The organism is Actinoallomurus sp. NPDC052274, from assembly GCF_040679475.1.
Classification (GTDB): domain Bacteria; phylum Actinomycetota; class Actinomycetes; order Streptosporangiales; family Streptosporangiaceae; genus Actinoallomurus; species Actinoallomurus liliacearum.
On the sequence record NZ_JBFAUT010000042.1, the window covers coordinates 1 to 23,117 of the forward strand.

Annotated in this window: 20 protein-coding genes; 10 read left to right on the forward strand and 10 right to left on the reverse strand. The window is 71.9% G+C overall.

Annotation, left to right across the window (positions count from 1 at the left end):
• Positions 1 to 203: 203 nt before the first annotated feature.
• Both AB0K82_RS29610 and AB0K82_RS29615 read right to left on the reverse strand, forming a co-directional pair.
• Positions 204 to 1,073: a helix-turn-helix transcriptional regulator gene (locus tag AB0K82_RS29610; RefSeq protein ID WP_364403269.1), complete on the reverse strand. Its 870-nt coding sequence runs from the start codon at positions 1,071 to 1,073 to the stop codon at positions 204 to 206.
• Between the two features lie 172 nt (positions 1,074 to 1,245).
• Positions 1,246 to 2,094, reverse strand: coding sequence for a siderophore-interacting protein (locus tag AB0K82_RS29615; RefSeq protein WP_364403272.1), 849 nt, complete (start codon positions 2,092 to 2,094; stop codon positions 1,246 to 1,248).
• A gap of 255 nt (positions 2,095 to 2,349) precedes the next feature.
• Between AB0K82_RS29615 and AB0K82_RS29620 the strand changes: the two genes are divergently transcribed.
• Together AB0K82_RS29620 and AB0K82_RS29625 are read left to right on the forward strand one after the other, a co-directional pair.
• On the forward strand, positions 2,350 to 2,832 hold the full coding sequence (locus AB0K82_RS29620; protein WP_364403443.1) for a PH domain-containing protein: 483 nt from the start codon (positions 2,350 to 2,352) through the stop codon (positions 2,830 to 2,832).
• Entirely contained in the window at positions 2,829 to 4,334 is a 1,506-nt protein-coding gene (locus AB0K82_RS29625; protein WP_364403274.1) for a PH domain-containing protein, read from the forward strand. Before AB0K82_RS29620 ends, AB0K82_RS29625 begins: the two co-directional genes overlap by 4 nt.
• 134 nt (positions 4,335 to 4,468) lie before the next feature.
• On the opposite strand, the gene AB0K82_RS29630 is transcribed toward AB0K82_RS29625, so the two are convergent.
• Both AB0K82_RS29630 and AB0K82_RS29635 read right to left on the reverse strand, forming a co-directional pair.
• A complete protein-coding gene (locus AB0K82_RS29630) occupies positions 4,469 to 5,644 on the reverse strand; it encodes an MFS transporter (RefSeq protein WP_364403277.1) in 1,176 nt (391 codons plus the stop codon).
• A 40-nt stretch (positions 5,645 to 5,684) separates the two neighbouring features.
• Entirely contained in the window at positions 5,685 to 7,250 is a 1,566-nt protein-coding gene (locus AB0K82_RS29635; protein WP_364403280.1) for an amino acid permease, read from the reverse strand.
• Between the two features lie 229 nt (positions 7,251 to 7,479).
• On the opposite strand from AB0K82_RS29635, the gene ggt reads away from it, so the two are divergent.
• The 3 genes from ggt to AB0K82_RS29650 all read left to right on the forward strand — a co-directional run bounded on the left by ggt (position 7,480) and on the right by AB0K82_RS29650 (position 10,771).
• The gene (ggt, locus tag AB0K82_RS29640; protein ID WP_364403283.1) at positions 7,480 to 9,303 is read left to right on the forward strand and encodes a gamma-glutamyltransferase; all 1,824 of its coding nucleotides are present in this window, start codon (positions 7,480 to 7,482) and stop codon (positions 9,301 to 9,303) included.
• Positions 9,304 to 9,499: 196 nt separating this feature from the next.
• The gene (gene cutA, locus AB0K82_RS29645; RefSeq protein WP_364403286.1) at positions 9,500 to 9,823 is read left to right on the forward strand and encodes a divalent-cation tolerance protein CutA; all 324 of its coding nucleotides are present in this window, start codon (positions 9,500 to 9,502) and stop codon (positions 9,821 to 9,823) included.
• 108 nt (positions 9,824 to 9,931) lie between these two features.
• Positions 9,932 to 10,771, forward strand: coding sequence for an oxygenase MpaB family protein (locus AB0K82_RS29650; protein ID WP_364403289.1), 840 nt, complete (start codon positions 9,932 to 9,934; stop codon positions 10,769 to 10,771).
• A gap of 13 nt (positions 10,772 to 10,784) precedes the next feature.
• Here the strand turns inward: AB0K82_RS29650 and AB0K82_RS29655 are convergent, their stop codons facing one another.
• The 5 genes from AB0K82_RS29655 to AB0K82_RS29675 all read right to left on the reverse strand — a co-directional run bounded on the left by AB0K82_RS29655 (position 10,785) and on the right by AB0K82_RS29675 (position 16,267).
• Positions 10,785 to 11,357, reverse strand: coding sequence for a histidine phosphatase family protein (locus AB0K82_RS29655; RefSeq protein ID WP_364403291.1), 573 nt, complete (start codon positions 11,355 to 11,357; stop codon positions 10,785 to 10,787).
• 82 nt (positions 11,358 to 11,439) lie between these two features.
• On the reverse strand, positions 11,440 to 12,555 hold the full coding sequence (gene ald / locus AB0K82_RS29660) for an alanine dehydrogenase (protein ID WP_364403294.1): 1,116 nt from the start codon (positions 12,553 to 12,555) through the stop codon (positions 11,440 to 11,442).
• 99 nt (positions 12,556 to 12,654) lie between these two features.
• Positions 12,655 to 14,130, reverse strand: a complete 1,476-nt coding sequence (locus AB0K82_RS29665) for a potassium/proton antiporter (RefSeq protein ID WP_364403296.1) — start codon at positions 14,128 to 14,130, stop codon at positions 12,655 to 12,657.
• Positions 14,131 to 14,204: 74 nt separating this feature from the next.
• Positions 14,205 to 14,825 carry an FMN-binding negative transcriptional regulator gene (locus AB0K82_RS29670; RefSeq protein ID WP_364403299.1) on the reverse strand — a complete coding sequence of 207 codons (621 nt, stop codon included), beginning with the start codon at positions 14,823 to 14,825 and terminating at the stop codon, positions 14,205 to 14,207.
• 35 nt (positions 14,826 to 14,860) lie between these two features.
• The gene (locus AB0K82_RS29675) at positions 14,861 to 16,267 is read right to left on the reverse strand and encodes an NCS2 family permease (RefSeq protein WP_364403302.1); all 1,407 of its coding nucleotides are present in this window, start codon (positions 16,265 to 16,267) and stop codon (positions 14,861 to 14,863) included.
• A gap of 623 nt (positions 16,268 to 16,890) precedes the next feature.
• On the opposite strand from AB0K82_RS29675, the gene AB0K82_RS29680 reads away from it, so the two are divergent.
• The 3 genes from AB0K82_RS29680 to AB0K82_RS29690 all read left to right on the forward strand — a co-directional run bounded on the left by AB0K82_RS29680 (position 16,891) and on the right by AB0K82_RS29690 (position 21,531).
• Positions 16,891 to 18,189, forward strand: coding sequence for a helix-turn-helix transcriptional regulator (locus tag AB0K82_RS29680; protein WP_364403305.1), 1,299 nt, complete (start codon positions 16,891 to 16,893; stop codon positions 18,187 to 18,189).
• A gap of 284 nt (positions 18,190 to 18,473) precedes the next feature.
• Positions 18,474 to 20,501, forward strand: coding sequence for a cytochrome c oxidase assembly protein (locus AB0K82_RS29685; protein ID WP_364403308.1), 2,028 nt, complete (start codon positions 18,474 to 18,476; stop codon positions 20,499 to 20,501).
• Positions 20,502 to 20,580: 79 nt separating this feature from the next.
• Entirely contained in the window at positions 20,581 to 21,531 is a 951-nt protein-coding gene (locus AB0K82_RS29690) for a TIGR03621 family F420-dependent LLM class oxidoreductase (RefSeq protein ID WP_364403311.1), read from the forward strand.
• A 69-nt stretch (positions 21,532 to 21,600) separates the two neighbouring features.
• On the opposite strand, the gene AB0K82_RS29695 is transcribed toward AB0K82_RS29690, so the two are convergent.
• Positions 21,601 to 22,020 (reverse strand): ATP-binding protein, encoded by a 420-nt coding sequence (locus AB0K82_RS29695; protein WP_364403314.1) that lies wholly within the window; start codon positions 22,018 to 22,020, stop codon positions 21,601 to 21,603.
• 174 nt (positions 22,021 to 22,194) lie between these two features.
• Between AB0K82_RS29695 and AB0K82_RS29700 the strand changes: the two genes are divergently transcribed.
• Together AB0K82_RS29700 and AB0K82_RS29705 are read left to right on the forward strand one after the other, a co-directional pair.
• Positions 22,195 to 22,986 (forward strand): helix-turn-helix transcriptional regulator, encoded by a 792-nt coding sequence (locus AB0K82_RS29700; RefSeq protein WP_364403317.1) that lies wholly within the window; start codon positions 22,195 to 22,197, stop codon positions 22,984 to 22,986.
• Positions 22,983 to 23,078, forward strand: a complete 96-nt coding sequence (locus AB0K82_RS29705) for a DUF397 domain-containing protein (protein ID WP_364403320.1) — start codon at positions 22,983 to 22,985, stop codon at positions 23,076 to 23,078. The genes AB0K82_RS29700 and AB0K82_RS29705 overlap by 4 nt, the downstream gene beginning before the upstream one ends.
• Positions 23,079 to 23,117 lie beyond the last annotated feature (39 nt).

Consider the following 23,117-nt stretch of genomic DNA (forward strand, 5'->3'; position numbering starts at 1 on the left):
TTGGACAAGCGTGAGGATGTGGATAATTATCTGGCGGTGATGGAGCGGTTGTGTATTGACGCCGAGCCCGCCACCCGCATCCGCGACACCCTCGGCTCGATCCTCCGCGACCTCTGACACGGCGTCGCCGCCGGAAGGTGTGAGGGCACCAACGCGACGAGCGCGTGAAGCGCGCGCGTTCCGTCCGCCGTGCGGGATCGATCTCAGAGTTCGCGCATGATCTTGCTGATCAGGTCCATGGACTCATCCGGCGAGGCGCTCTGGACGCACAGTCGCTCCATCGCCGCCGTGTAGTGGTCCATGTCGTCGTCCTTCTCCAGGTACATCGCACCCGTGAGCTGCTCGATGTAGGCGATGTCGGGGAGTTCCGGCTCGGGGAACCGCAGGATCGTGAACGCCCCGGCCTCACCGGCGTGGCCGCCGACCCGGAACGGCATGACCTGCACGGTGATGTTCTCGCGCCGGGCGGCCTCGTGCAGCGCGCGGAGCTGGGCCCGGGTCACCTCGACGCTGCCGATCGGCCGCCACAGCGCCGCCTCATCGATCACGGCCCACAGACGCGGCGGATGCGGCTGGTAGAGGAGCCGCTGCCGGCGCATCCGCAGCTCGACCCGGCGTTCGATCTCGGCCGACGACGGATCGGACATGCCCTGGCGGACGACCGCCCGCGTGTACTCCGGGGTCTGCAGCAGGCCGGGGATGAACTGCACCTCGTAGGTCCGGATGACCTGCGCCGCCTCCTCCAGGTCGACGTAGGGGCGGAACCAGGCGGGCATCGCGTTGCTGTAGGCCTGCAGCCAGCCCGGCCGGCTGGCCTCGCGTACGACGGTCAGCAGGGCGTCGCGCTCGCCGCGGTCGTCGATGCCGTACAGCTTGAGCAGCGCGACGACGTCGTCCTCGTCGAGGCCGGCCCGGCCCTGTTCGAGGCGGCCGATCCGGCTCTCCGTCGCGTTGATGGTCTCGGCCGCGTCCTTGCGGCTCACCCCGGCCGCCTCCCGCAGGCGCCGCAGCTGCGCGCCCACGATCCTGCGGCGTACGGTGGGCCTGCTCACCGAATGCACCGCGACGGCCACGGGTACCCACCTCCGATCACCATAATGCGGGCAGAGTCTGCCATCGATGACCACTGGTGAACAGACCTGACGGCCCTCTCTGACCGAAATAGCCCTTGAAAACCTTCTTTTATGGCGGATCGGTCCAATGGGGCGAGTCGCCGGCCGGCTCCACCCGTCTTCTCTGGGCGGCTCAGGCGGTCGCGGTGGCCTCTTCCTCCTCGATCCGGCGATTCCACTCCGCCTTGCTCGCCCGCCAGCCCTCGTCGTCCGCGCCACGGCGCCAGTAACCGGAGATGGACAGCCGATCCATCGACAGGCCCCGCTCGATTCGCAGGTGCCGCCGCAGCCGCTTGACGAACTCCGCCTCACCGTGCACGAACGCGTGGACCTCGCCCGGCGGGAACTCCAGGTTCTGGACGGCCTCGACGAGCGCGGCACCGACCTCACCGGTGTCACGGTGCAGCCACACGATCCGGGCGTCGCCCGGCGAGGCGAGCGGCACCTCGTCCTCCGCGCCGGCCACCTCGACGAAGACCCGGGCGGTCGCGTCCTCCGGGAGCCTCTCCAGCGAGGCGGCGATGGCCGGCAGCGCGCTCTCGTCACCCACGAGCAGGTGCCAGTCGGCCTTCTCGCTCGGCGCGTACCCTCCGCCGGGCCCCAGGAAGAGCACCTCCTCGCCCGGCTTGACCCCGGCGGCCCACGGGCCGGCCAGGCCGTGGTCCCCGTGGTACACGAAGTCGATGGCCAGCTCCCGAGCCTCCGCGTCCCAGGAGCGGACCGTGTACGTACGTTGCCGCGGCCACTGGTCGCGCGGCAGGTCGCGGTGTACGGCCTCCATGTCGAACGGCTCGGGGTAATTCACGCCGGGCACCGGAAAAAGGATCTTCACGTAGTGGTCGGTGTAGGCGCCGACGGGGAACCCCGCCAGCCCCTCTCCGCCGATCACCACCCGGACCAGGTGCGGCGTGATCCACTCGACGCGCTCGACGCGCCCGCGGTTCACCCGCCGGCCCCGCCGGGCGGGCCTGTCGTCAGTCATAGGGGTCTCCTTGTTTAGGCAAGCCTAACTTTATGCCGCGATGGCTCTCGCATCCCAACGGCGTGAGCGGGATCACGGCCGGGACGCCCACACCGGGGCGGACCCCGGCTCCGGGACGACCAGGCCGACGGGGACCGCTCCGAGGGCGGGACGGTGGACGGCACCCGTGACATCTGTCATGGGAAAGTCGGTGATAGCGCGCTCTATAGGGACGAGGAGGGCTCTGCGAGGATCGACGTCGTGGAGGGAACCGAAATGCGGCTCCGGCCGCCACGTCACCTGGTCAGCAGGAAGGCCATCGGCTACTGGACCCTGCGCGCGCTGGGCGGCTGGCTGCCCATCGCCGCCGCGCAGGTCATCTGGATGCTCGATGACCGGGACCACGTCCCATGGCATCTCGCGGGCCTCATCCTGACCGGGGTGCTCGGCGCGGCGCACGTCATCGTCATGCCGCAGTGGCGGTTCCGTGTGCACCGCTGGGAGGTGACACCGGAGGCCGTCTACACGCAGTCCGGCTGGTTCGACCAGGAACGGCGCATCGCCCCGATCTCCCGGATCCAGACCGTCGACAGCGAGCGCGGACCGTTCGAGCGACTGTTCGGCCTCGCCAACGTCACCGTGACGACGGCCTCGGCGGCCGGCCCGTTGAAGATCCGCGGACTCGACCTGGAGGCGGCGGAACGGCTCGTCGACCACCTCACCGAGGGCACCGCGGCCGACCGGAGCGACGCCACATGAGCGCCACCGAACCAGGTGTCACCGAGCCGGGCGCCGGTGACTGGCGGCGGCTGTCCACCCGGATGCTCCTCGTTCACCCGGTGCAAGAGCTCCTGCGGGCCTGGCCGGTCCTCGTCGGCGCCGTGGTCGTCGGCAGCACCGGAGGGCACGGGTCCTGGTGGAGTCTGGGCGCCACGGGCCTCGTCATCCTCGGCGGGCTGCTGCGCTGGTTCACCACCACCTACCGCGTCACCGCCGAACAGCTCCAGGTCCGCAAGGGCCTCCTGCGACGGCAGGTGCTGACCGTCCCCCGCGACCGGATCCGTACGGTCGACGTCACGGCCCACGCCCTGCACCGCTCGCTCGGCCTGGCCAAGGTGGAGGTGGGAACCGGCCGTACCGACCGCAAGAACGACGGGGTGAAGCTGGACGCGATGACGGCCACCGAGGCCGCCCGGCTGCGGGAGGAGCTCCTGCACCGCGCGGCGGGTCCCGCCGCGCGGCCGGCCGAGCGGCCTCGCGAGACGCTCCTGGCCCGGATGCGCCCGGACTGGGTGCGGTACGGCCCGTTCACGCTGACGGGGTTCGTCACGGTCGGCGTCGTGGCCGGCGTCGTGTGGCGTTCGCTCAACGAGGCGCACGTCGACCCCCGGCGCATCGAGGTGCTGAGCGCGCTGCTGGACCGGTTCGGGCGGACCTCGCCGGCCGTGGACGTCCTGGTCGTCGCGGTCGCGCTGCTCGTGGTCGTGTCGGTGGCCTCCACCCTCGGGTACGTCCTGTCCTTCCACGGCTTCCGGCTCACCCGCAACGACGCCGGCACCCTCCACGTCACCCGCGGCCTCATCACGACCCGCTCGATCACCATCGAGGAGCGGAGGCTGCGCGGAGTCGAGTTCAGCGAGCCGCTGCTGCTGCGGGCCGTCGGCGGGGCCCGGTGCATCGCCATCACCACCGGGCTGCGGGTCGGGCGCGGCGCCGAACGCGGCGGATCACTGCTGCTGCCGCCCGCGCCGCGCGCCGAGGCCCTCCGGGTGGCCGCCGCGGTCCTGCGGGACGACGTCCCCTTCACCCGTGCGCTGACCGGGCACGGGCCGCGCGCGGCCCGCCGCCGGTTCTCCCGCGCCGTCGGCGCCGTCCTCCTCCTCGTGGCCGCCGTCCTCGCCCTGTGGACCCTCGGGGCGGTTCCCGCGTGGACGTGGCAGGCCGCGCTCGTCCTCGTGCCGCTCGCCGCCCTGGTGGCGACCGACCGCGCGCACGCCCTCGGGCACACCGTCGTGGACGGCACCCTCGTCAGCCGCCGCGGCTCGCTCGTACGACGCCGGAGCGCGCTGTCCTGCGAGGGGATCATCGGCTGGAACCTGCGGCGCTCCTTCTTCCAACGGCGGAGCGGCCTGGCCACCCTGGTCGCGACGACCGCCGCCGGACGTCAGCGGGTGGAGGTCCAGGACGTACCCCTGCCGCAGGCCCTGCGGATCGCCGAGGAGGCCCTGCCGGGCCTGCTGACACCCTTCCTGGAGCGCTGAGCGCCGCTCCGGCCCAGCGCCCGCAGCGCCCGAGCGATGCCTGCTCGGCTCCGCGTCCGGCGACGTCTGCTCGCCCGCCGCCCGCCGCCCGCTGCCCGCTGCCCGCCGGCCGCCGGCCGCCGGCCGGCGTCGGCTCAGGATTCGGCCGCGGCTGGGCGCTCGCGGAGGGCCCCGGCGGGCAGGGCGATGAGGGCGGTCATGACCGCGACCAGCGCGAGCGCGGTGGTGAGCGAGGTCGCCTGCGCGACGAACCCGATGACGGGCGGGGCGATCATCCATCCGCCGTACCCGACGGTGCCGACGGCGGCCACCGCCGTGCCCGGGTCCCGGCCGGGGGTACGGCCCGCGGCGCTGAAGGTCAGGGGGACGACCGTCGCCATGCCGAGTCCGAGCAGGACGAACGCGACGACGACCACCGGCGTGACCGGTACGAGCAGCCCCACGGCCAGGCCGACGGCGCCGATCAGGGCCGCCGTGCGCACCACGAGGGGCGCGCCGAGCCGTTCCACGACACGGTCCCCGACGAGGCGGGCGACGGCCATGGACAGGGAGAACCCGGCGTAGCCCCACGCGGCGACGCCGGGTGTGGCGTGGGCGGCCGTGCGGAGGTACACCGCGCTCCAGTCGGCCGCGGCCGCCTCCCCGAACAGGCTGCCGAAGGTGATGACGCCGAGGAGGAGCAGGGCGCGGTCCGGCCGGGCGAACACCTTCCCGGCGGCCGTGGGCGGCGCGGGTGTGAGGCGGGTGCCGCACAGGGTGCCGACCACGGCGATGATCACCCCGACGGTCAGCAGGTGGGCCGGTGCCGCGACGCCGGCACGGGCGACGAGTCCGGCGCTCGCCGAGCCGATCAGACCGCCAACGCTCCACAGGCCGTGCAGCCCCGACATGATCGACCGGCCGTAGCGCTCCTGGACCTTGACGCCCTGGGCGTTCATCGCCACGTCGAGGACGCCGCTGACGGCGCCGAAGAGGACCAGCGAGACGAAGAGCACCGGCAGGACCGGCGCGAAGGCCGGGAGCGGCAGGGCGACTCCGACGGCGATCACCAGCACGCGGGTCAGGGTGCGGCTGTCGACCCGCGCGCTCAGCCACGCGGCGACCGGCATGGCGGTGAGCCCGCCGATCGCCGCGCCCATCAGCGCCAGCCCAAGGTCGGCGGAGGTCAGGTGCCGCGCCTCCTTCACCCAGGGGATGCGGGCGGCCCAGCTTCCCGCCGCGACGCCGTGCAGGGCGAAGACGGCGGCGACGGCGAGGCGGGCCAGGCGGTCCCGGCGGGTCGGGCCGGTCGAGACGGGGGTCAAAGTCACCCGACCATGATCACCCACACGCGCGGGTCGGCGAACCCCGTCAACGGCGGTGCCGGCCCTGTGCGGGGGCCGCGTGGCCCTCGAGGATGTGCCGCAGGCGGCTGTTGGTCCGCCCGTACAGCAGGTAGACGATCAGCCCGAACGCCATCCAGATCCCGAAGTACTCCCACGTGCGCAGGTGCAGGTTGAGCATGAGCCAGCCGGTGGCGCCGATCGCCAGGATCGGTGTCACCGGCACGCCGGGCACGCGGAACCCGCGCGGCAGGTCCGGGCGGCTGCGGCGGAGCACCGGCACGCCCGCCGACACGAAGAGGAAGGCGAACAGCGTCCCGATGACGACCATCTGCTGGAGCGTGAGGACGCTGACCTTCCCGAACGTCCAGACGTCGACCTGGGACAGCGCGATGGCCGTGCCCCCGACCAGGAGCGCGGCGCGGGTCGGTACCTTGTACCGGCCGCTGACGACGGCGAGCGGCGCGGGCAGCAGGCCGTCCCGCGCCATTGCGAAGATCACGCGGGTCTGGGCGACCATGACGACGAGGATGACGGTGGCCAGGCCGATCACGGCTCCCACGTCGATGACCAGGCCCATCCCGTCCGACCCGACGGCGGTGAACGCGCCGGCCAGCGGCGTCGCCGGGTTCAGCCGGCCGTACGGGACCATGCCCACCACGGCGACCGCGACGCCGATGTAGAGGGCGATCGCGATGAGCAGGCTGACGATCATCCCGGCCGGCACCCGGCGCGGTGCGTCCTGGGTCTCCTCGGCGGCCGTGGCGATGAGGTCGAAGCCGATGTAGGCGAAGGCGATCGCCGACGTCGCGGCGAAGATGCCGAACAGGCCGAACGCGTGCGGCGCGCCGCCGGTGATCAGGTCCAGGACGGTCCGGTCGCCGCCGGTGGGCACGGGCCGGGCGGGCGGTACGAACGGCTTGAGGTTGGCGGGATGGAAGAAGAGGAGGCCGCCGACGATCACCAGCCCGATCGCGATGACCTTCGCCAGCACCATGAACCACAGCGTGTAGAGGCTGAGCCGCGCGCCGATGGCAACCACCACCGCCAGCAGGGCGAGGATGAGCAGGGAGAACAGGTCGAAGCCCGTCTCGTGCCCGACGACGCCCGCGATCGCCCCGGGCACGTGGATGGCGGAGACGCCGGAGATGGTGCCGACGTCGGTGATGAGCTGCGTCGCGTACAGGGACCAGGCCCGGCCGACGACCGCGGCGGCGAGTTGCAGTTCGAGCAGGAGAGCCCAGCCGATCACCCAGGCCCAGATCTCGCCGAAGGCGACGTAGGTGAACGAGTAGGCGCTGCCCGCGACCGGCATCGTGGACGACAGCTCGGCGTAGGAGAGCGCGGACAGTAGACAGGCGAGGCCCGCGATGACGAAGGAGACGATCACGGCGGGGCCCGCGGTCGTCGCGGCCTGCTGGCCGGCGATCTTGAAGATGCCGGCGCCCACCATCACGCCGAGGCCCAGAACGATCAGGTCGCGTGTCTTGTAGATGAGGGCCAGCCGGTGGCGGCCCCCGTAGTGCGGGCTGACGGTCTCCTCGATCGGCAGCCGGCGGAGCAGGTTGTTGCGGAACGGCGCCTGGACGCTCAACTCCTGTCGTCCCCCAAAGGTTTCTCGGCCGGTCGAGCCCCCCACCGCCTACGTGTCCTAGGGCCACCAAGGATGTCCAAGTTCCTGATGGATAACAAGGTCACAACCGCTTAATGGGTTTTCGGAAGGTACGCGACACTTCGGCCGTGTTCGGCCGATGTTCTGGAAGCAGGAGCGGTCGGGTGGCATGGTGGGGGCGAGCGTTCACCCTGGGTCAGGAGAGATCTCCATGCGCCGCAGAACCGCCGTCCTCGGGCTCGCCGCCCTCGCCCTGGCGACCCTCACCGTGCCCGCCCAGGCACGGAGCCTGCCCGGCCGGTCCCCGGGCCTCGCTCCGCCACAGGGCAAACAGGCGGTCGCGGTCGGATACGGCGGCGCCGTCTCGAGCGTCGACCTGGACGCCACCCGGGCCGGCATCGAGGTGCTCCGGAACGGCGGCAACGCGGTCGACGCGGCGGTCGCCACGGCCGCCACCCTCGGCGTGACCGAGCCGTACGTCGCCGCGATCGGCGGCGGCGGCTTCTTCACGTACTACGACGCCCGGACCCACAAGGTCTCCACCATCGACGGCCGGGAGACCGGCCCGGCGGGGATGACCAAGGACATCTTCATCGACCCGAAGACCGGCAAGCCGCTGTCGTTCGACGAGGCCGTGACCAGCGGGCTGTCGATCGGCGTGCCCGGCACGCTCGCGACGTGGGACAAGGCCCTGCGCGGCTTCGGCACCCGCCGCCTCGGCACGCTCCTCCAGCCGGCGATCAGGGTGGCCGACCACGGCTTCACGGTGGACCAGGAGTTCTACGACCAGACCGCGGTCAACGCCGACCGGTTCAAGGACATCGTGCCGACGCGCGAGCTGTTCCTGCCGGGTGGGCAGCCGCCGGCCGTCGGGTCGACCTTCCGCAACCCCGACCTGGCCGACACCTACCGCCAGATCGCCCGGCGCGGCCTCGGCTGGTTCTACGGCGGCGGGCTCGGCGCCGAGATCGCCCAGACGGTGCGCAAGCCCCCCGTCGACCCGAAGGCCACCCGGAACATCCGGCCCGGCGTGATGCGGACCTCCGACCTCGCCGCCTACCGCGCCGTGGGCCGCGCCCCGACGCACGTGAACTACCGCGGGCTGGACGTCTACGGCATGGCCCCGCCCTCCTCGGGCGGCTCCACCGTGGGCGAGGCGCTGAACATCATGAAGAACTTCCACTTCAGCGACCCCGTCCAGGCCGTGCACACCTACCTCGAGGCGTCCCGGCTCGCCTACGCCGACCGCAACGCCTACGTCGGCGACCCGGCGTACGTCGACGTGCCGCTGAAGACGCTGCTGTCCGACGGGTTCGCGAGTTCGCGGGCGTGCCTCATCAAACCGGACGAGGCGGCCAAGAGCCCGGTGCCCCCAGGCGACCTGAAGGCGCACGGCTGCGCGACCCCGCGGGGCCAGGGCCAGGACCTGCCGTACGAGGGGCCGCAGACGACGCACCTGGTGACCGCGGACCGCTGGGGCAACGTCGTGTCGTACACGCTGACGATCGAGCAGTTCGGCGGCAGCGGGATCACCGTGCCGCACCGCGGGTTCCTGCTCAACAACGAGATGACGGACTTCGACTTCACGTCCTCGACGCCGGCGGGCTACCCCGACCCGAACCTGCCCGCGGCGGGCAAGCGACCACGCAGCAGCATGGCGCCCACGATCGTGCTGCGGAACGGACGGCCGTACCTCGCCGTCGGCTCCCCGGGCGGCTCCACCATCATCACCACGGTCCTGCAGATCCTGCTGAACCGCGTGGACCTCGGCATGACGCTGCCCCAGGCGGTGGCGGCGCCCCGCGCCACCCAGCGCAACACGCCGCAGACCTTCGCCGAGCAGGCGTTCATCGACCAGTACGGCGCCGCGCTCAAGGCGAAGGGTCACGACCTGGCGCTGTTCCCCGGACCGCCGGCGGGCGTGATCGGCGCGGCGGCCGGGGTGGAGTTCCTCGGCGGCGGCAGGCTCCAGGCCGTCGCCGAACCGGTCCGCCGGCACGGTGGCAGCGCGATGGTGGTCCGGCCCAGCCGGTAACGCGCGGTCCCTCCCCGCCGCGGTCGCGGTTCCTCCGCCGGCCGCGGCGGAGCGCCGTCCCGGGCCGCCCGCGGGCTCAGGCCGCGCCGGTCGCCCATGGGCGACCGGCCGCCACGCCATCGTTCCGGAATGATTACGATCACTAGACGAGGTCGGCGCAGGTCAGGGCTACCATCGAGCGGGGGAGGGAGCGCCCATGGCCGAGGCGTACGTCCAGGTGACCACGAGCACCGACTCACGCCATGAGGCGGCCGAGATCGCCCGGTTCGCGGTCACCGAGCGCCTCGCCGCGGCCGCCCAGCTCGTCGGCCCCATCGCCAGCACCTACTGGTGGGAGGGCGAGATCGAGACGGCCGAGGAGTGGATGGTCGTCTTCAAGACCACCGCAGAGCGCTTCGAGGCCCTGGCCGGCCGGATCGCCGAGCGGCACTCCTACGACACCCCCGAGATCATCGCCACCCCCGTCGTCGCGGGGAGCGCCGACTACCTCGCCTGGGTCCGCGAGCAGACCACCCTGTGACGCCGCATCAGCGTGTCATCTGCTCGTATGCGGGCAATAATCACTTACTTGCTTGCGTCGTGGCGTGTCCTCCTGCGCGCCCGAGACGATCTCTCAAGGCGGTGACGGATGAGCGAGGATTACGGGCTGTTCGGCCCCGGATCCGTGACCTGGAAGGTGATGGGGGAGCCCGTCCTCTTGGTGGGCGGCCTCCGCGCGCTCATCCTGCAGGCACTGCACCCGCCGTCCATGTGGGGCACCGCGCAGAACTCCGAGCTCATGGACCCGCGGGCGGCCTGGGACCGGCTCGCCCGCACGGTCGAGTTCGTGCGCGTCCGGACGTACGGCACCCTGGACGAGGTCGAGCGGGTCGGCCGCCGGGTCCGCCGGATCCACTCCCGGCTGACCGGCTTCCACCCCCACACCGGCGAGATCTTCCGGATCGACGAGCCGGAGAACCTCCTGTGGGTGCACATGGGCGAGGTCGACTCCTACCTCGACGTCGCGTGGCGCTCCGGCGTGCCGCTCACCCCCGAGGAGGCCGACGCGTTCGTCGACGAACAGCGCCGCGCGGGCGCGGTCGTCGGGCTGGACCCGGCCGACATCCCCGCCTCGGTGGCCGAGATGCGGGACTACTACGCGCGGATCCGCCCGGAGCTCTTCGCCTGCCGGGAGGCCAAGCAGGGCCTTCGGCGCCTGTACAACCCGGCGATCCCGCGCCGGATGCTGCCCCTGAAGCTCGCCGCGCCGAGCATCGCGACGCTCGTCGTGGCGACCCTGCCCCGCTGGGCGCGCCGCATGTACGGCCTGCCGGCCACGCCGCTGGAGGACCTGTGGGCCACGACGACGCTGAAGGCGCTGTACCGCGGCACCCGGATCGTCCCCGAGCAGTGGCGTTACTCGCCCGACGCCCGCCGCGCCCGACGCCTGACCCGCGAGACGGTTTCGGACCTGGCCGCCGTGTCCTGACCGGGGCCCGAACCTATCGGGCGGGGACGTTCCAGGAGCCGATGACGGGACGGTCGTGCTCGGTGCCGAGGGCGGAGACGGTCCCGGTGTCGAGCCGGAACAGCCGGCCGTCGGCGGGCGGTAGGCCAAGCCACCGCGCGGTGAGCACGCGGAGCACGTGCCCGTGTGCGACGAGCGCCACGTTCCCCTCGGCGAGGTACGGCCGGACGCGCTCGATGACGGCGTCGGTGCGCGCGCCGACCTGTTCGGCGGTCTCGCCCTCGGGCACGCCGTCGCTCCAGAGGTACCAGCCGGGCCGGTCGCGGCGGATGTCCGGCGTCGTACGCCCTTCGTACGCGCCGTAGTCCCACTCCCAGAGCCGGTCGTCGACGTCGCCCCCGGGCAGGCCGGCCAGCTCGGCCGTGCGGCGGGCGCGCTGAGCGGGGCTGGTCAGGGTGAGCGTGACGTCGCGGGCGGCGATGATCGGAGCGAGCGCCTTGGCCTGCTCCTCGCCGCGCGAGGTCAGGGGGACGTCGGTACGGCCGGTGTGCCGGCCCGTGCGGCTCCATTCGGTCTCACCATGGCGCAGCAGTATCAATTCCCCCATGGGGGCACAATACGGGAAACCTGCACGGCGCTCCCCACCGCCCCGGGGGCGGGAGGAGCGCCGAGTGGGCCCGCGGCCGCGGTCAGGCGAGGACGTCGTCCAGCGCGGTGGCCTCGAGGCCGTGCGCCTCGGCGACCGGCTCGCTGACCAGGGCGCCGTCGTAGGTGCTGAGGCCGAGCGCCAGCGCGCGGTCGTCGCGCAGCGCCGCGCGCCAGCCCTTGTCGGCGAGCGCGACGGCGTACGGCAGCGTGACGTTGGTCAGCGCGTACGTCGACGTGTTCGGCACCGAGCCGGGCATGTTGGCGACGCAGTAGAAGACCGAGCCGTGCACCTGGTAGGTCGGGTCGGCGTGCGTCGTCGGGTGGGAGTCCTCGAAGCAGCCGCCCTGGTCGATGGCGATGTCCACGAGCACCGAGCCCGCCTTCATCCGGGACACCAGCTCGTTGGAGATCAGCGTGGGCGCCTTCGCGCCGGGGATCAGCACGGCGCCGATGACCAGGTCGGCGTCGAGCGCCTCCCGCTCGATGGCGTACGCGCTGGACACCAGGGTCTTCAGCCGGCCCTGGTGGATGGCGTCGATGTACCGGAGCCGGTCGACGTTGACGTCCATCACCGTGACGTCCGCGCCCATCCCGACCGCGATCTGCGCGGCGTTCAGCCCGGAGACGCCGCCGCCGACCACGACCACCTTGGCCGGGGCGACGCCGGGCACGCCGCCCGGAAGGACACCGCGACCGCCGTTGAAACGCATCAGGTTGTAGGCGCCGACCTGCGGAGCGAGCCGCCCGGCGACCTCCGACATCGGGGCCAGCAGCGGCAGGGACCGGTTCGGCAACTGCACGGTCTCGTACGCGATGGAGGTGACGCCGTTCTCGAGCAGCGCGTCCGTGCACGGGCGCGAGGCCGCCAGGTGCAGGTAGGTGAAGAGCGTCTGGCCCTTCCGCATCCGGGGGTACTCCTCGGCGATCGGCTCCTTGACCTTCAGGATCAGGTCGCCGGCCGCCCACACGTCGTCGGCGGACTCCAGGATCTTGGCCCCGGCGCCGATGTAGTCCTCGTCGGGGATGGACGAGCCGGCGCCGGCCCCGCGCTCGATCAGGACGTCGTGGCCGTGCCGGACCAGCTCATGCACGCCCGCGGGCGTGATCGCCACACGGTATTCATGGTTCTTGATCTCGCGGGGTACGCCGACCTTCACGTTTCCTCCTAGTGGTGCTTACACCCCAAGGGTGGCCGCGGAACGCCCGCAGCGGCGGCGGCAACATGTATCCGCCTCGCCGAGCTTGCTGACATGCTGTCAGCCGGTCGGGGGACCCTCCCGCCGGCGGGTGAACACCGCCTCCAGCTCCGGGCCCTCGGTGGCCAGCACCAGCACCTCATCCCCCGCCCGCAACAGCGTGTCCCCGCGCACCGGCATCAGGCGCCCGTCGCGGATGACGAAGCTGATCCAGACGTCCTCGCCGCACGGCAGGTCGTCCACGCTCATGCCGTCGGCGGCCGAACCCGCCCGCACCTGGTACCGGTGCAGCCCCTCGGGCTCCTCCTGGAACCGCACGCCCAGACTCCACGGTTCGGGCTCGACCACGCGCAGCGGGATGCGCAGGCGGCGGGCGAGCGCCGGCACGAGGCCGCCCTGCACGATCACCGAGAACGCCACGACGACGAAGATGATCTCGTAGGCGCGCCGGGCCCCGGGCAGCCCCGCCTGCAGGATGAACAGGCCGAGCAGGATCGGAACCGCGCCCTTCAGCCCGGTCCACAGCACGAAGATCCGTTCGGCGCGCCGCAGGCGCACCGGCCACAGCAGCAGCCCGACGAACAGCGGGCGGATGACGAAGGCCAGCGCCGCGGCGAGGACCAGCCCGATCCACCACGCGCCGCCGTCGTCCAGGCCGCGCAGGCTGATCGTGAGGCCGAGCATGGTGAAGGCGACGATCTCGGCGAGGCTCGCCAGCGAGGAGTGGAACCGCTCGATCTCCCGCTTGTACGGCGCGCGCTCGTCGCCCAGCACGATGCCGGCCACCAGGACGGCCAGGAAGCCCGAGCCGTGCGCGATCGTCGCCAGCCCGTAGACCGCCAGCGCCCCGAAGAGCACCCGCAGCGCGTACAGGCCCTCGCTGGGCAGCGGGACGCGCCGCATGAAGACCAGCAGGATCATCCCGCCGGCGACGCCGATGGCGGCGCCGACGACCATCTGCTCGACGAACGTGACGGTGACGTCGCCGATCGCCGACGCGCCACCGCCCGTGGCGCCCAGGACCGCGACCAGGAGGGCGATGCCGACCGGGTCGTTCGTCCCGGACTCGCCCTCCAGGAGGGTGCCGGTGCGTCCGGCGATCTCCCGGCGGCCCAGCACGGAGAACACCACGGCCGGATCGGTGGGGGAGAGGGCCGTGCCGAGCAGCAGCGCCAGCCGCCAGTCGATGCCGAGGCCGTAGTGGGCGAGCAGGGCGACCGCCGCCCCGGTGACGAGGGTCCCGGCGACGCCGATCCAGATCGTCGCGCCGGCCGCGGCCCGGAACCTGCGCCGGCCGATGTGCATCCCGCCGTCGAACAGGATCACCGCGAGCGCCACCGTGACGATCTTCTCGATCGTCGGGATCGAGACCGTGCCGAGGCGGGGCCACAGGTCCGAGGCGATCGCCGCGCACACCAGGAAGATGGCCGGTGCCGGGATCCGCGCGCGCTCGCTGAACCGGTTGGACAGGACCGCGACCGTGCCGATGAGTGCGATCAGCAGGATCGCGAGTCCGAACTTCTCGGTGTCCGACAAGGCACTGCCCTTCTACGGGGACGACGAAGACAGAGCCGACCAGACTTCCCGGCACACCTGAGGTCTAACGGTATCTACACCCGGCGCAACACGTGACCACGAGCGGCGACGTCCGCCCGCCCGCCGCGCTCCTCGAGGCGGGCGGCGATCTCGTAGCGGTGCTCGACCTCCTTGTTGCCGCCGTACTTGAACTTGGCGCGGACGTCGGTGACGGTGAGCTCGACGCCGCGGATGCCGGGCAGCAGCCGCCGGTCCGGGTCGTCCTCGGCGGACACCGGGAGCCGCCCGGAGCCGGGCTCGAAGTGGCCGAGCTGGCGGTTCAGCAGTTCGGCCTTCTCCGCCGGGTCGTCGACGATCCGGACGTCGCAGGCGAGCTGCACGGTCGCGTAGTAGGACGTCGGCACGCCGCGGCCGTCGGGAGTGGCAGCTCCGGCGTTCCACTCCGACCGTACGTAGGTGTAGTCGTCGACGACCGTGAGGAGCGCCCGGGGGTTCTCCTCCAGGGCCGCCCAGACCGGGTTGGGCCGGGCCAGGTGGAGCCAGGCGGTCCGTACGCCGTCGAAGGTGAAGTGGGTGGGCACGACGATCGGCACGTCGCGCCCACTCCCGGCGGCGATCAGCTGGCCGAAGTCGTGGTCGCCGAGCCAGGTACGCCACTCCTCCTCGTCGGCCGCGTCCCAGGGATGGATGAGCATGGCTCCACCTCTTCTCGTCCGAGATGCCGATCCTGTCAGGAGATGCCGAAGATCCGTTCGATGACGGTGATGCCGAAGTAGGCGACGAAGACCACCGAGATCAGCCACAGCAGCCAGCCGGCCCAGCGGCCACGGGCGGTCTGGATCACGGTGTAGGCGATGACGCCCGCGCCGACGCCGTTGGTGATGGAGTACGTGAAGGGCATGGTCACGATGGCGAGGAACGCCGGGATCGCGATGTCCAGGTCGTCCCAGGCGACCTTGGCGACCTGGGTCATCATCAGCGCGCCGACGATCACCAGGGCGGGCGCGGCCGCCTGCGCCGGCACGACGGCCGCGATCGGGGTGAGGAACAGCGTCGCGGCGAAGAGGATGCCGGTGACGATGTTGGCCAGGCCGGTCCGGGCGCCCTCCCCGATTCCCGCCGCCGACTCGACGAACACGGTGCCGGCGGAGGAGCTGGTGAGCCCGCCGGTGATCGCCGACAGGCCGTCCACGGCGAGGACGCGGCCCAGCCGGGGCACCCGTCCCTCCTCGTCGAGCAGGCCGGCCTCCTCGGTGAGGCCGAGGATCGTGCCCATCGCGTCGAAGAAGCCGCTCAGGACCAGGGTGAACAGCACGACGAGGGCGGTCAGCACCCCCGCCCGGCCGAAGCCGCCGAACAGGTCGACCTTGCCGAACAGCCCGAAGTCCGGCGTCGAGACGAGCTTGGAGGGCAGCTTCGGCACGACCGTGCCCCACGACTCGGCCGCGATCTTGGTGTTGCCGTTGATGATCACGGCGAGCACCGTGGCGACGGCGATGCTCAGCAGGATCGCCCCGGGGACGCGGCGGACGTACAGCACGATCATCAGCAGCAGGCCGATGACGAACACGAGCACCGGCCATCCCGTGAGGTGGCCCCCGGTCCCGAGGTTCAGCGGAGTGCCCTCGCCCTTGCTGACGAAGCCGGAGTCGACCATGCCGATCAGCGCGATGAAGGCGCCGATGCCGGCGGCGATGGCGTGCTTGATGGCCAGCGGGATGGCGTTCATGATGCGCTCGCGCAGCCCGGTCAAGGCCAGGATGACGATGATGACGCCCTCGAGTACCACCAGGCCCATGGCCTGCGGCCAGGTCATGTGCGGCGCGGCCTGGTAGGCGACGACCGCGTTGATCCCCAGCCCGGAGGCGAGGGCCAGCGGCACGTTGCCGACCAGGCCCATGATGAGCGTGGAGATCGTCGCCGACAGCGCGGTCATCGTCGTGAGCTGCGAGATCGACAGCTTCGCGTGGGTGACGTCGGTCGCCCCGCCGAGGATGATGGGGTTCAGCAGGATGATGTAGGCCATCGCCACGAACGTCGTGACGCCGCCGCGGACCTCGCGTGCGACCGTCGTCCGGCGCGCGGTCAGGTCGAAGAAGCGGTCCAGGGGACCTCCGGCCTCCAGCCGCGTCGTCATTCGGGGGCTCCGTTTCGCAGGACTGGGCGTGCGGCCTCCGACGAATCGATCGGGCGAGGGGATCGTCAGGGTCTCGGGCCGCAAGGGGGACGTCGGAAGACTAGCCGCCCAGGCGGCGTTCCGGACCACCCGGTACGGACGTTACACATCCGTCGTATCCAGGTAACACGTCCGTTGTCGGGCATCGGGCGGGGTGACGTGCGGCCTCGCGGGCGCCAGCGCCCCCGGCCCGGCGTCGGCGGTGAAGGGTGTGGTTCGGGGATACGTGGGTATTGGGGGGAATCGCGCTTCGGCTTTGCGGAGATCGGCCGCGAAGCGCGTGTCCGCACGCGGTGATCCCGCGGTGGGCGGCGGCGCGGGTTTCGAAGTCCTCAAAAAGGTCTTCAGTAAGAAGACGGCGAAAACTATCCTTTCTGGTACAAGTATTGTCAGCGACGGGGGACGGTCGGCCGGGGGGCGGCCGGTTCGCCGCTGATGAGAGGCGTGATCGTTGAACTGTCCTGGTTCACGGGGGAACCGCACCCAGGTCGAAGGCCGTGCCGTACGGGCCTTCGTGAGCCGAGACCCGGAGTCGACCACTCCTCCTGATTCTCTGTTGATTGTTTCGGTAAAAGTGGGTCAATGTGGACAGTCACCAATCGCTCGGGCAACGGATCCGCTGGGCACGGATGCGTAAGGGCCTTTCGCAGGCGCAACTGGCTCTCCCTGAGCTGTCCGACAGCTACGTCTCCCTGATCGAGAGTGGAAAGCGCACCCCCACCCCGGAGGTCGTACGGCTCCTGGCCCGCAAGCTCGGCTGCTCGGCGTCCTACCTCTCCAGCGGCATCGACGAGGCCACCCAGGACCGGCTGCAGACGACGCTCGACCAGGCCGAGACCGCGCTGCGGGGCGGCCGGGCGACCGAGGCGCGGGACCGCTTCGCGGAGTTGCTCGCCGACCCGGCGCTCAGCAGCCTGCCCGAGCCGGCGCGCCGGGCGCGCTGGGGACACGCTCTCGCCCTCGAGGCGGCCGGCGCGATCGAGGAGGCCCTCCGCGAGTTCGCCGCCCTCGGGTCGGCCCTGTCGCCGGAGTACGACACCGACGAGTGGATCCGCGTGAACGTCGCGGCCGCCCGCTGCCACTGGGACAACGGCGACCTGACGGAGAGCGCGGCCGTGGCCGAGCGCGCGTTCGCGCGGGTCACCGCGAAACAGGGGCCGTGGAGCGACGAGACGGTCAAGCTCGGCGCCACCCTCGTCGGCGTCTACCTCGAACGGGGCGACCTGGTCAGCGCGCGGCAGCTCACCGACCGGCTGGTCGAGCGCGCCGAGGCGACGGGCAGTCCGGTCGCCCGGATGGCCGCCTACTGGGAGGCCGCCCTGGTGGCCCAGCACAAGGCGGACTTCGAAGCGGCCGTGACGTACGGGGAGCGGGCGCTCGCCCTCTTGGGCGAGGTCGCCGACCTGCGCGACTCCAGCCGGTTGCGGGGGGAGTACGCCACCCTCATGCTGCTGGCCCGGCCGCAGGACGCGGCGCGCGCCCGTGACGAGCTCGAACGCGCCCTCCACGAGCGGACCGCGACCGGAGCGGCCGACGTCGACATCGCCTGGTGCCTGACCCAGCTCTCCCGCGCGGAGCTGGCGATGGGCGAGCCGCGGCGGGCCGCCGAACGGGCGAACGAGGCGCTCGAGCTCCTCGGCAACGAGGCCCGGCCGGCCACCGCCGGCGCCCTGATCGCGCTCGCCGAGGCCACGTCGCGGCTCAGCCGGCGGGAGGAGGCCACGGCGACCCTGGACCGTGCGATGGCGTGCCTCGGGGAGATCGGCCCTTCCCGTGAGGCGGCGCAGGGCTGGTTCCGGCTCGCCGAGCTGCTGTCGGACGCCGGGTCCCCGCAGCAGCGGGCCGACGCGTACCGGCAGGCGCTGACCTGCGCGGGCCTGTGACGGCGGTCGGGCGCGCCCTCTGAACGCCGATCCGCCGCACCGCGTCCCCCGACGGTGAATAAGCTGAGGAGGTCCGGGGAGCGCTCCCGGCGAGCGGGCGGACGGCCGAGGAGACCGCAGGCCGCGCCCGCCCGAGCGGTGAGCGACCCCGGGAGATCCGCCGACCCGGAGAGACGACCGCCTCGCCATGATGATCCTTTCGTTCGCGCACCGCCCCGGTGCCGCCGACGCCCATGCCGGCGCGCCGCGCGCAGCCGTCCTCCTCCTTCGGCGGCCGGTCTCCCGTGCGTAGGCACCGGCCGTACGCCGCGGCGGCACTCGTCGGCCTCACCAGCCTCGCCGCCCTCCTGATCGCGCTGGTGGCCGGTGGCGCGGTCCGCGAGAAGGTGATCAGTGGGCTCGCGGACGCCGGCGCGCTGACCCGGTGGGGGCTGCCGGTCGCCCGGCTGGCCATGGACGTCGGGGGCGCGCTGACCGTCGGGACCCTGCTGTGCGCCGTCGCCCTGCTGCCCTCGGCCAAGGGCGTCATGGACCCTCAGGCCGTGCGGTACGTGCGGGCGACGTCCTGGATCGCCGCGGTCTGGGCGGCCGGCGCGGCCGCCACGCTGATCTTCACGGTCTCCGACATCCTCGGCGAGCCGGTCGGCACGGTCGCCGGCGGCAACGAGCTGTCCAGCTACGTCGGGCAGCTCCCGCAGGGCACCGCGCTGATGATCGTCGTCCTGCTGGCCGCGATGATCGCTCTGCTGACCCGGACCGCGGCCACGCTCGGCAGCGCGGCGGGCCTGCTCGTCGTCGCCCTCGCCGCCCTGCTGCCGCCGCCGCTCACCGGGCACTCGGCGACCTCGCCCAACCACGAGCTGGCGATCAGCGGGCTGGCCATGCACGTCGTCGCGCTCGCGCCCTGGGTCGGCGGCCTGCTGGTCCTCGCCTGGCACGCCGTCCACGACGGCGACCATCTCGGCGTGGCCGCCCACCGGTTCAGCCGGATGGCGCTGTGGTGCTTCGTCGCGGTCGGCGTCAGCGGCGTCGCGAACGCCATCTCCCGGCTGCCGACCCCCGCCCAGCTGTTCACCAGCGACTACGGCCGGCTGGTCCTCGCCAAGGTGGTGCTGTTCGTCCTCCTCGGCGCCGCCGGATGGCTGCACCGCGAACGCACGCTGCCCGCCGTCATGGCGCACAACCCCAAGGGGTACGCGCGGCCGCCGATCGTGCGTCCGCCGTGGCCGCTGGTGCGGCTCCTCGCCGCCGAGGCCTTCGTGATGGCCGCCACGATGGGCGTCGCCGTCGCGCTCGCCCGGACCGCCCCGCCCGCGCCCTCCGCCGAAGAGTCGCCGATCCGCAGCCTCCTCGGCTTCGACATGCCGCCGCCGATCACCCTCGGCCGGCTGGCGACCATGTGGCGGCCGGACCTGTTCTTCGGCGTCCTCGTCGTCGTGCTGGGCGGCCTGTACCTCGCCGGCGTCTCCCGGCTGCGCCGGCGCGGCGACCGGTGGCCCGTGACCCGGACCGTCTCCTGGTTCGTCGGCCTGGTCACCGTGGTCGCGGTGACGATGACCGGCGTCGCGACCTACGCGCCGGTGCTGTTCAGCGTGCACATGGTGCAGCACATGACGCTGTCCATGCTCACCCCGATCTTCCTCGTGCTCGGCGCCCCGGTGACGCTGGCGCTGCGCGCGCTGAAGCCGGCCGCCATCCGCGGCGACCGCGGCCCGCGCGAGTGGCTGGCGGCGATGCTGAAGAGCCGGGCGGCCAGGTTCGTCGGCCACCCGGCCGTCGCCACGGTCATCTTCATGGGCAGCACGTACGCGCTGTACTTCACGCCGCTGTTCGGCTACCTCATGCGCGCCCACGTCGGCCACCTGGCGATGCTCGTGCACTTCATGGCGGCCGGCACCCTGTTCTTCTGGGTGCTGATCGGGGTCGACCCGACGCCGCGCCGGCTGCCGTACATCGCCCGGATCCTCCTGCTGTTCGTCACCATGCCGTTCCACGCCTTCTTCGGCATCGCGCTGATGGAGCTCGGGCAGCCGATCGCCGCGGGCTGGTACAACTCGCTGCACCGGTCGTGGGGGCCGTCGATCCTCGTCGACCAGCAGACCGGCGGGGGGATCGCGTGGGCGTTCGGGGAGATCCCGACGTTCATCGTCCTGCTCGCGATCGTGTTCCAGTGGTTCATGGCGGACCAGCGCCTGGCGCGCCGCGAAGAGCGCCGCGCCGACCGGGCGGCGGCGCGCAAGGAGAACGACGAACTGGCCGACTACAACGCCTATCTGGCGTCCCTCGACAAGCGGGCGCACAGCCAGGAGTGACGGTCCCGGCGGCTTCGGCGGTTTCGCCGAGCGCGGAGACCCCTGTGCCGCACGCCGTCGTGGGGGAAGGCTGACCGTCATGGGTGACTTCCGGTTCTCCTTCGTCCTTCTCGGCATGTCGTCGCACGCGGAGCTCGCCGAGCGCTGCCGGGAGGCCGAGCGCCTCGGCTACGACACCGTCTTCGCCGCCGACCATCTCGGGGTGCCCGCGCCCTTCCCGACGCTCGTCGCGGCGGCCGCGGCGACCCGGCGGCTCCGGGTCGGCACCCTCGTGCTGAACGCCCCCTTCTGGAATCCTGCGCTGCTCGCCCGGGAGGTGGCCACCACCGACCTCCTCACCGACGGCCGGCTGGAGGTCGGGCTCGGCGCGGGGTACGTCAAGTGGGAGTTCGACGAGGCCGGCATCGCATGGGAGCCGTTCGGCGCCCGCGCCGACCGTCTCGAGGCGACCGTCGACGAGCTGACCCGGCTGTTCGCCGCGGGCGGCTACGAGCGGCAGGCCGCGCTGCGCGAGTCCTACGGCTTGCCGGTGCTGGCGCCGGCGCAGCGGCGGGGCTTCGCCGGATCCGGGCCGCCGCTGCTGATCGGCGGCATGGGGGACCGGACCCTGCGGATCGCGGCCGAACGCGCCGACATCGTCGGGATCGCCGGGACGCTGCAGGTCAAGGGGCGGCCGCCGGGCACCTTGCGCCTTGCCACGGCGGCCGAGACGGACGAGCGCGTACGGTACGCCCGCGAGCGCGCCGGTGCGCGGGCCGACCGGATCGAGTGGCAGACCCTGGTGCAGATGGTGCGGCGGACCGACGATCGCCGGGCCGCGGCCGAGGAGCTCAGCGCCCGGTACGGCGGGGCGTTGAGCGCCGAGGAGGTCCTCGACACGCCGTTCGTTCTGATCGGCACCGTCGAGGAGATGGCCGAGCGGATCCTGCGCGACCGCGAGCGGTACGGCTTCACCTACTACACGGTGCACGCGCCGTTCCTCGAGGAGTTCGCCCCCGTCATCGAGCGCGTACGGGCCCTCGCGGGCTGAGTCGGCCCACGGCGGCGGGCCACACGGGCCTCGTAGTACAAGATACGTTCACGGCCCCGGCGGGGAGTCTCATGGCCCGCACTGCGCCCAGACGACCTTTCCCCGGTGCGGGGATGCCTGCCAGTGCAGCCGTCCGTTGGTCATGCAGTGGATCAGGAAGAGCCCGCGGCCCGTCTCGTCGGCGTCAAGGGGGTTGACGATGTGCGGCATCGTCGTGGCGTCGTGGTCCCAGACACCCAGCTCGATGACGGACGCGCCGCGCGGCCGATGAACCCAGACATTGACCAAGGCCCCCGGATACTGGCGGGCGGCATTGGTCGCCAGCTCGGTGAGGATCAGCCGACCGATGTCACGTAGGGTCTTCAGCCCCCACGATTCGACGGCCTGGTCTACGAGGTTGCGGACCAAGTAGACGTTTTCCGGACATGCATGCATATCGAGCGTAAATCGATCCGGGGACGTCCAGTCCTCTACCGGTAGGGCCGTCATAACGGTTCCTCGTCTTTCGCTGAAAACCTCGCCGATCCGTGTCGTTTCCGGGCTGGCCCCATCGCCTCCGTTTCGTGGATACTTACGGTGACAACCGCACTCCAGACGGCTACCGATTGTCAGTCGCCGCCTGGCCGGTTGTCGTCAGTGGTCCAGAGGCGGACGGGAGTGGTGATGTCGTCAGTACGGGGCCGGCCGAAGTCGCTGAAGGCATTCGGAGGGACCGTTAGGAAGCTCCGGACGGCCGCAGGCATGTCCCAAGACCAGCTCGCAGCGAAAATCCCGATCTCCGGCTCGCACATCGGCAAGATCGAGCGCGGCGAGGGCCGCTGCGACCGGGCCATCGCTGAGAGGCTGGACGAAATCCTCGACGGCCGGGGGACACTCCAGAACCTCTGGGATGACCTCGTCCTCGACTCGGCGTTCCCCGTGTGGTTCGACTGGCCAGTGGTCGAGGTCGAGTCGGTCACACTGAGCGCCTTCGAGTCTGTCGTCGTCTACGGACTGCTTCAGACCGAGTCCTACGCCTCCGTCCTCTTCAAGGGGAACAAGGAGGCGGTCGCTGCGCGACTGCGCCGGCAAGCCGTGCTACTGAGAGACGACCCGCCGCCACCACGGCTGACCGTCGTCATGCTGGAGCAGGTTCTCCATCACGAGATCGGCGGCGCCGAGATCATGCGTGAGCAGCTACAGCACCTGATGGACATCTCCGCTGAGCACATCAATGTTCAGATCGTCCCTGGCCCCGTTCCCCCAGACGCCACCGAGGGGGCGTTCGTACTCGCTACTCTCCAGGATCGCAGCGAGCTGGCGTACATGGAGAACCCAGTTCGAGGCATGACCACGGAGGAGACTGCGGACATCCAAATACTCTCGAACCGGTATGACGCGATACGGTCGTGTGCCCTCCCCGTGGGTGCGTCGAGGGAGTTGATCCGCAGGGTGATGGAGGAGAAATGGGCGTGAAGGACGCCACCTGGCGCAAGAGCAGCCGCAGCGGCAATACCGGCAACTGCGTGGAGCTGGCGGTCATCGAGAAGGACTCCGGGCAGCAGTAGCCGGCCAGGGCCGGCTAGGTGATGCCCCCCGCCCCGTGC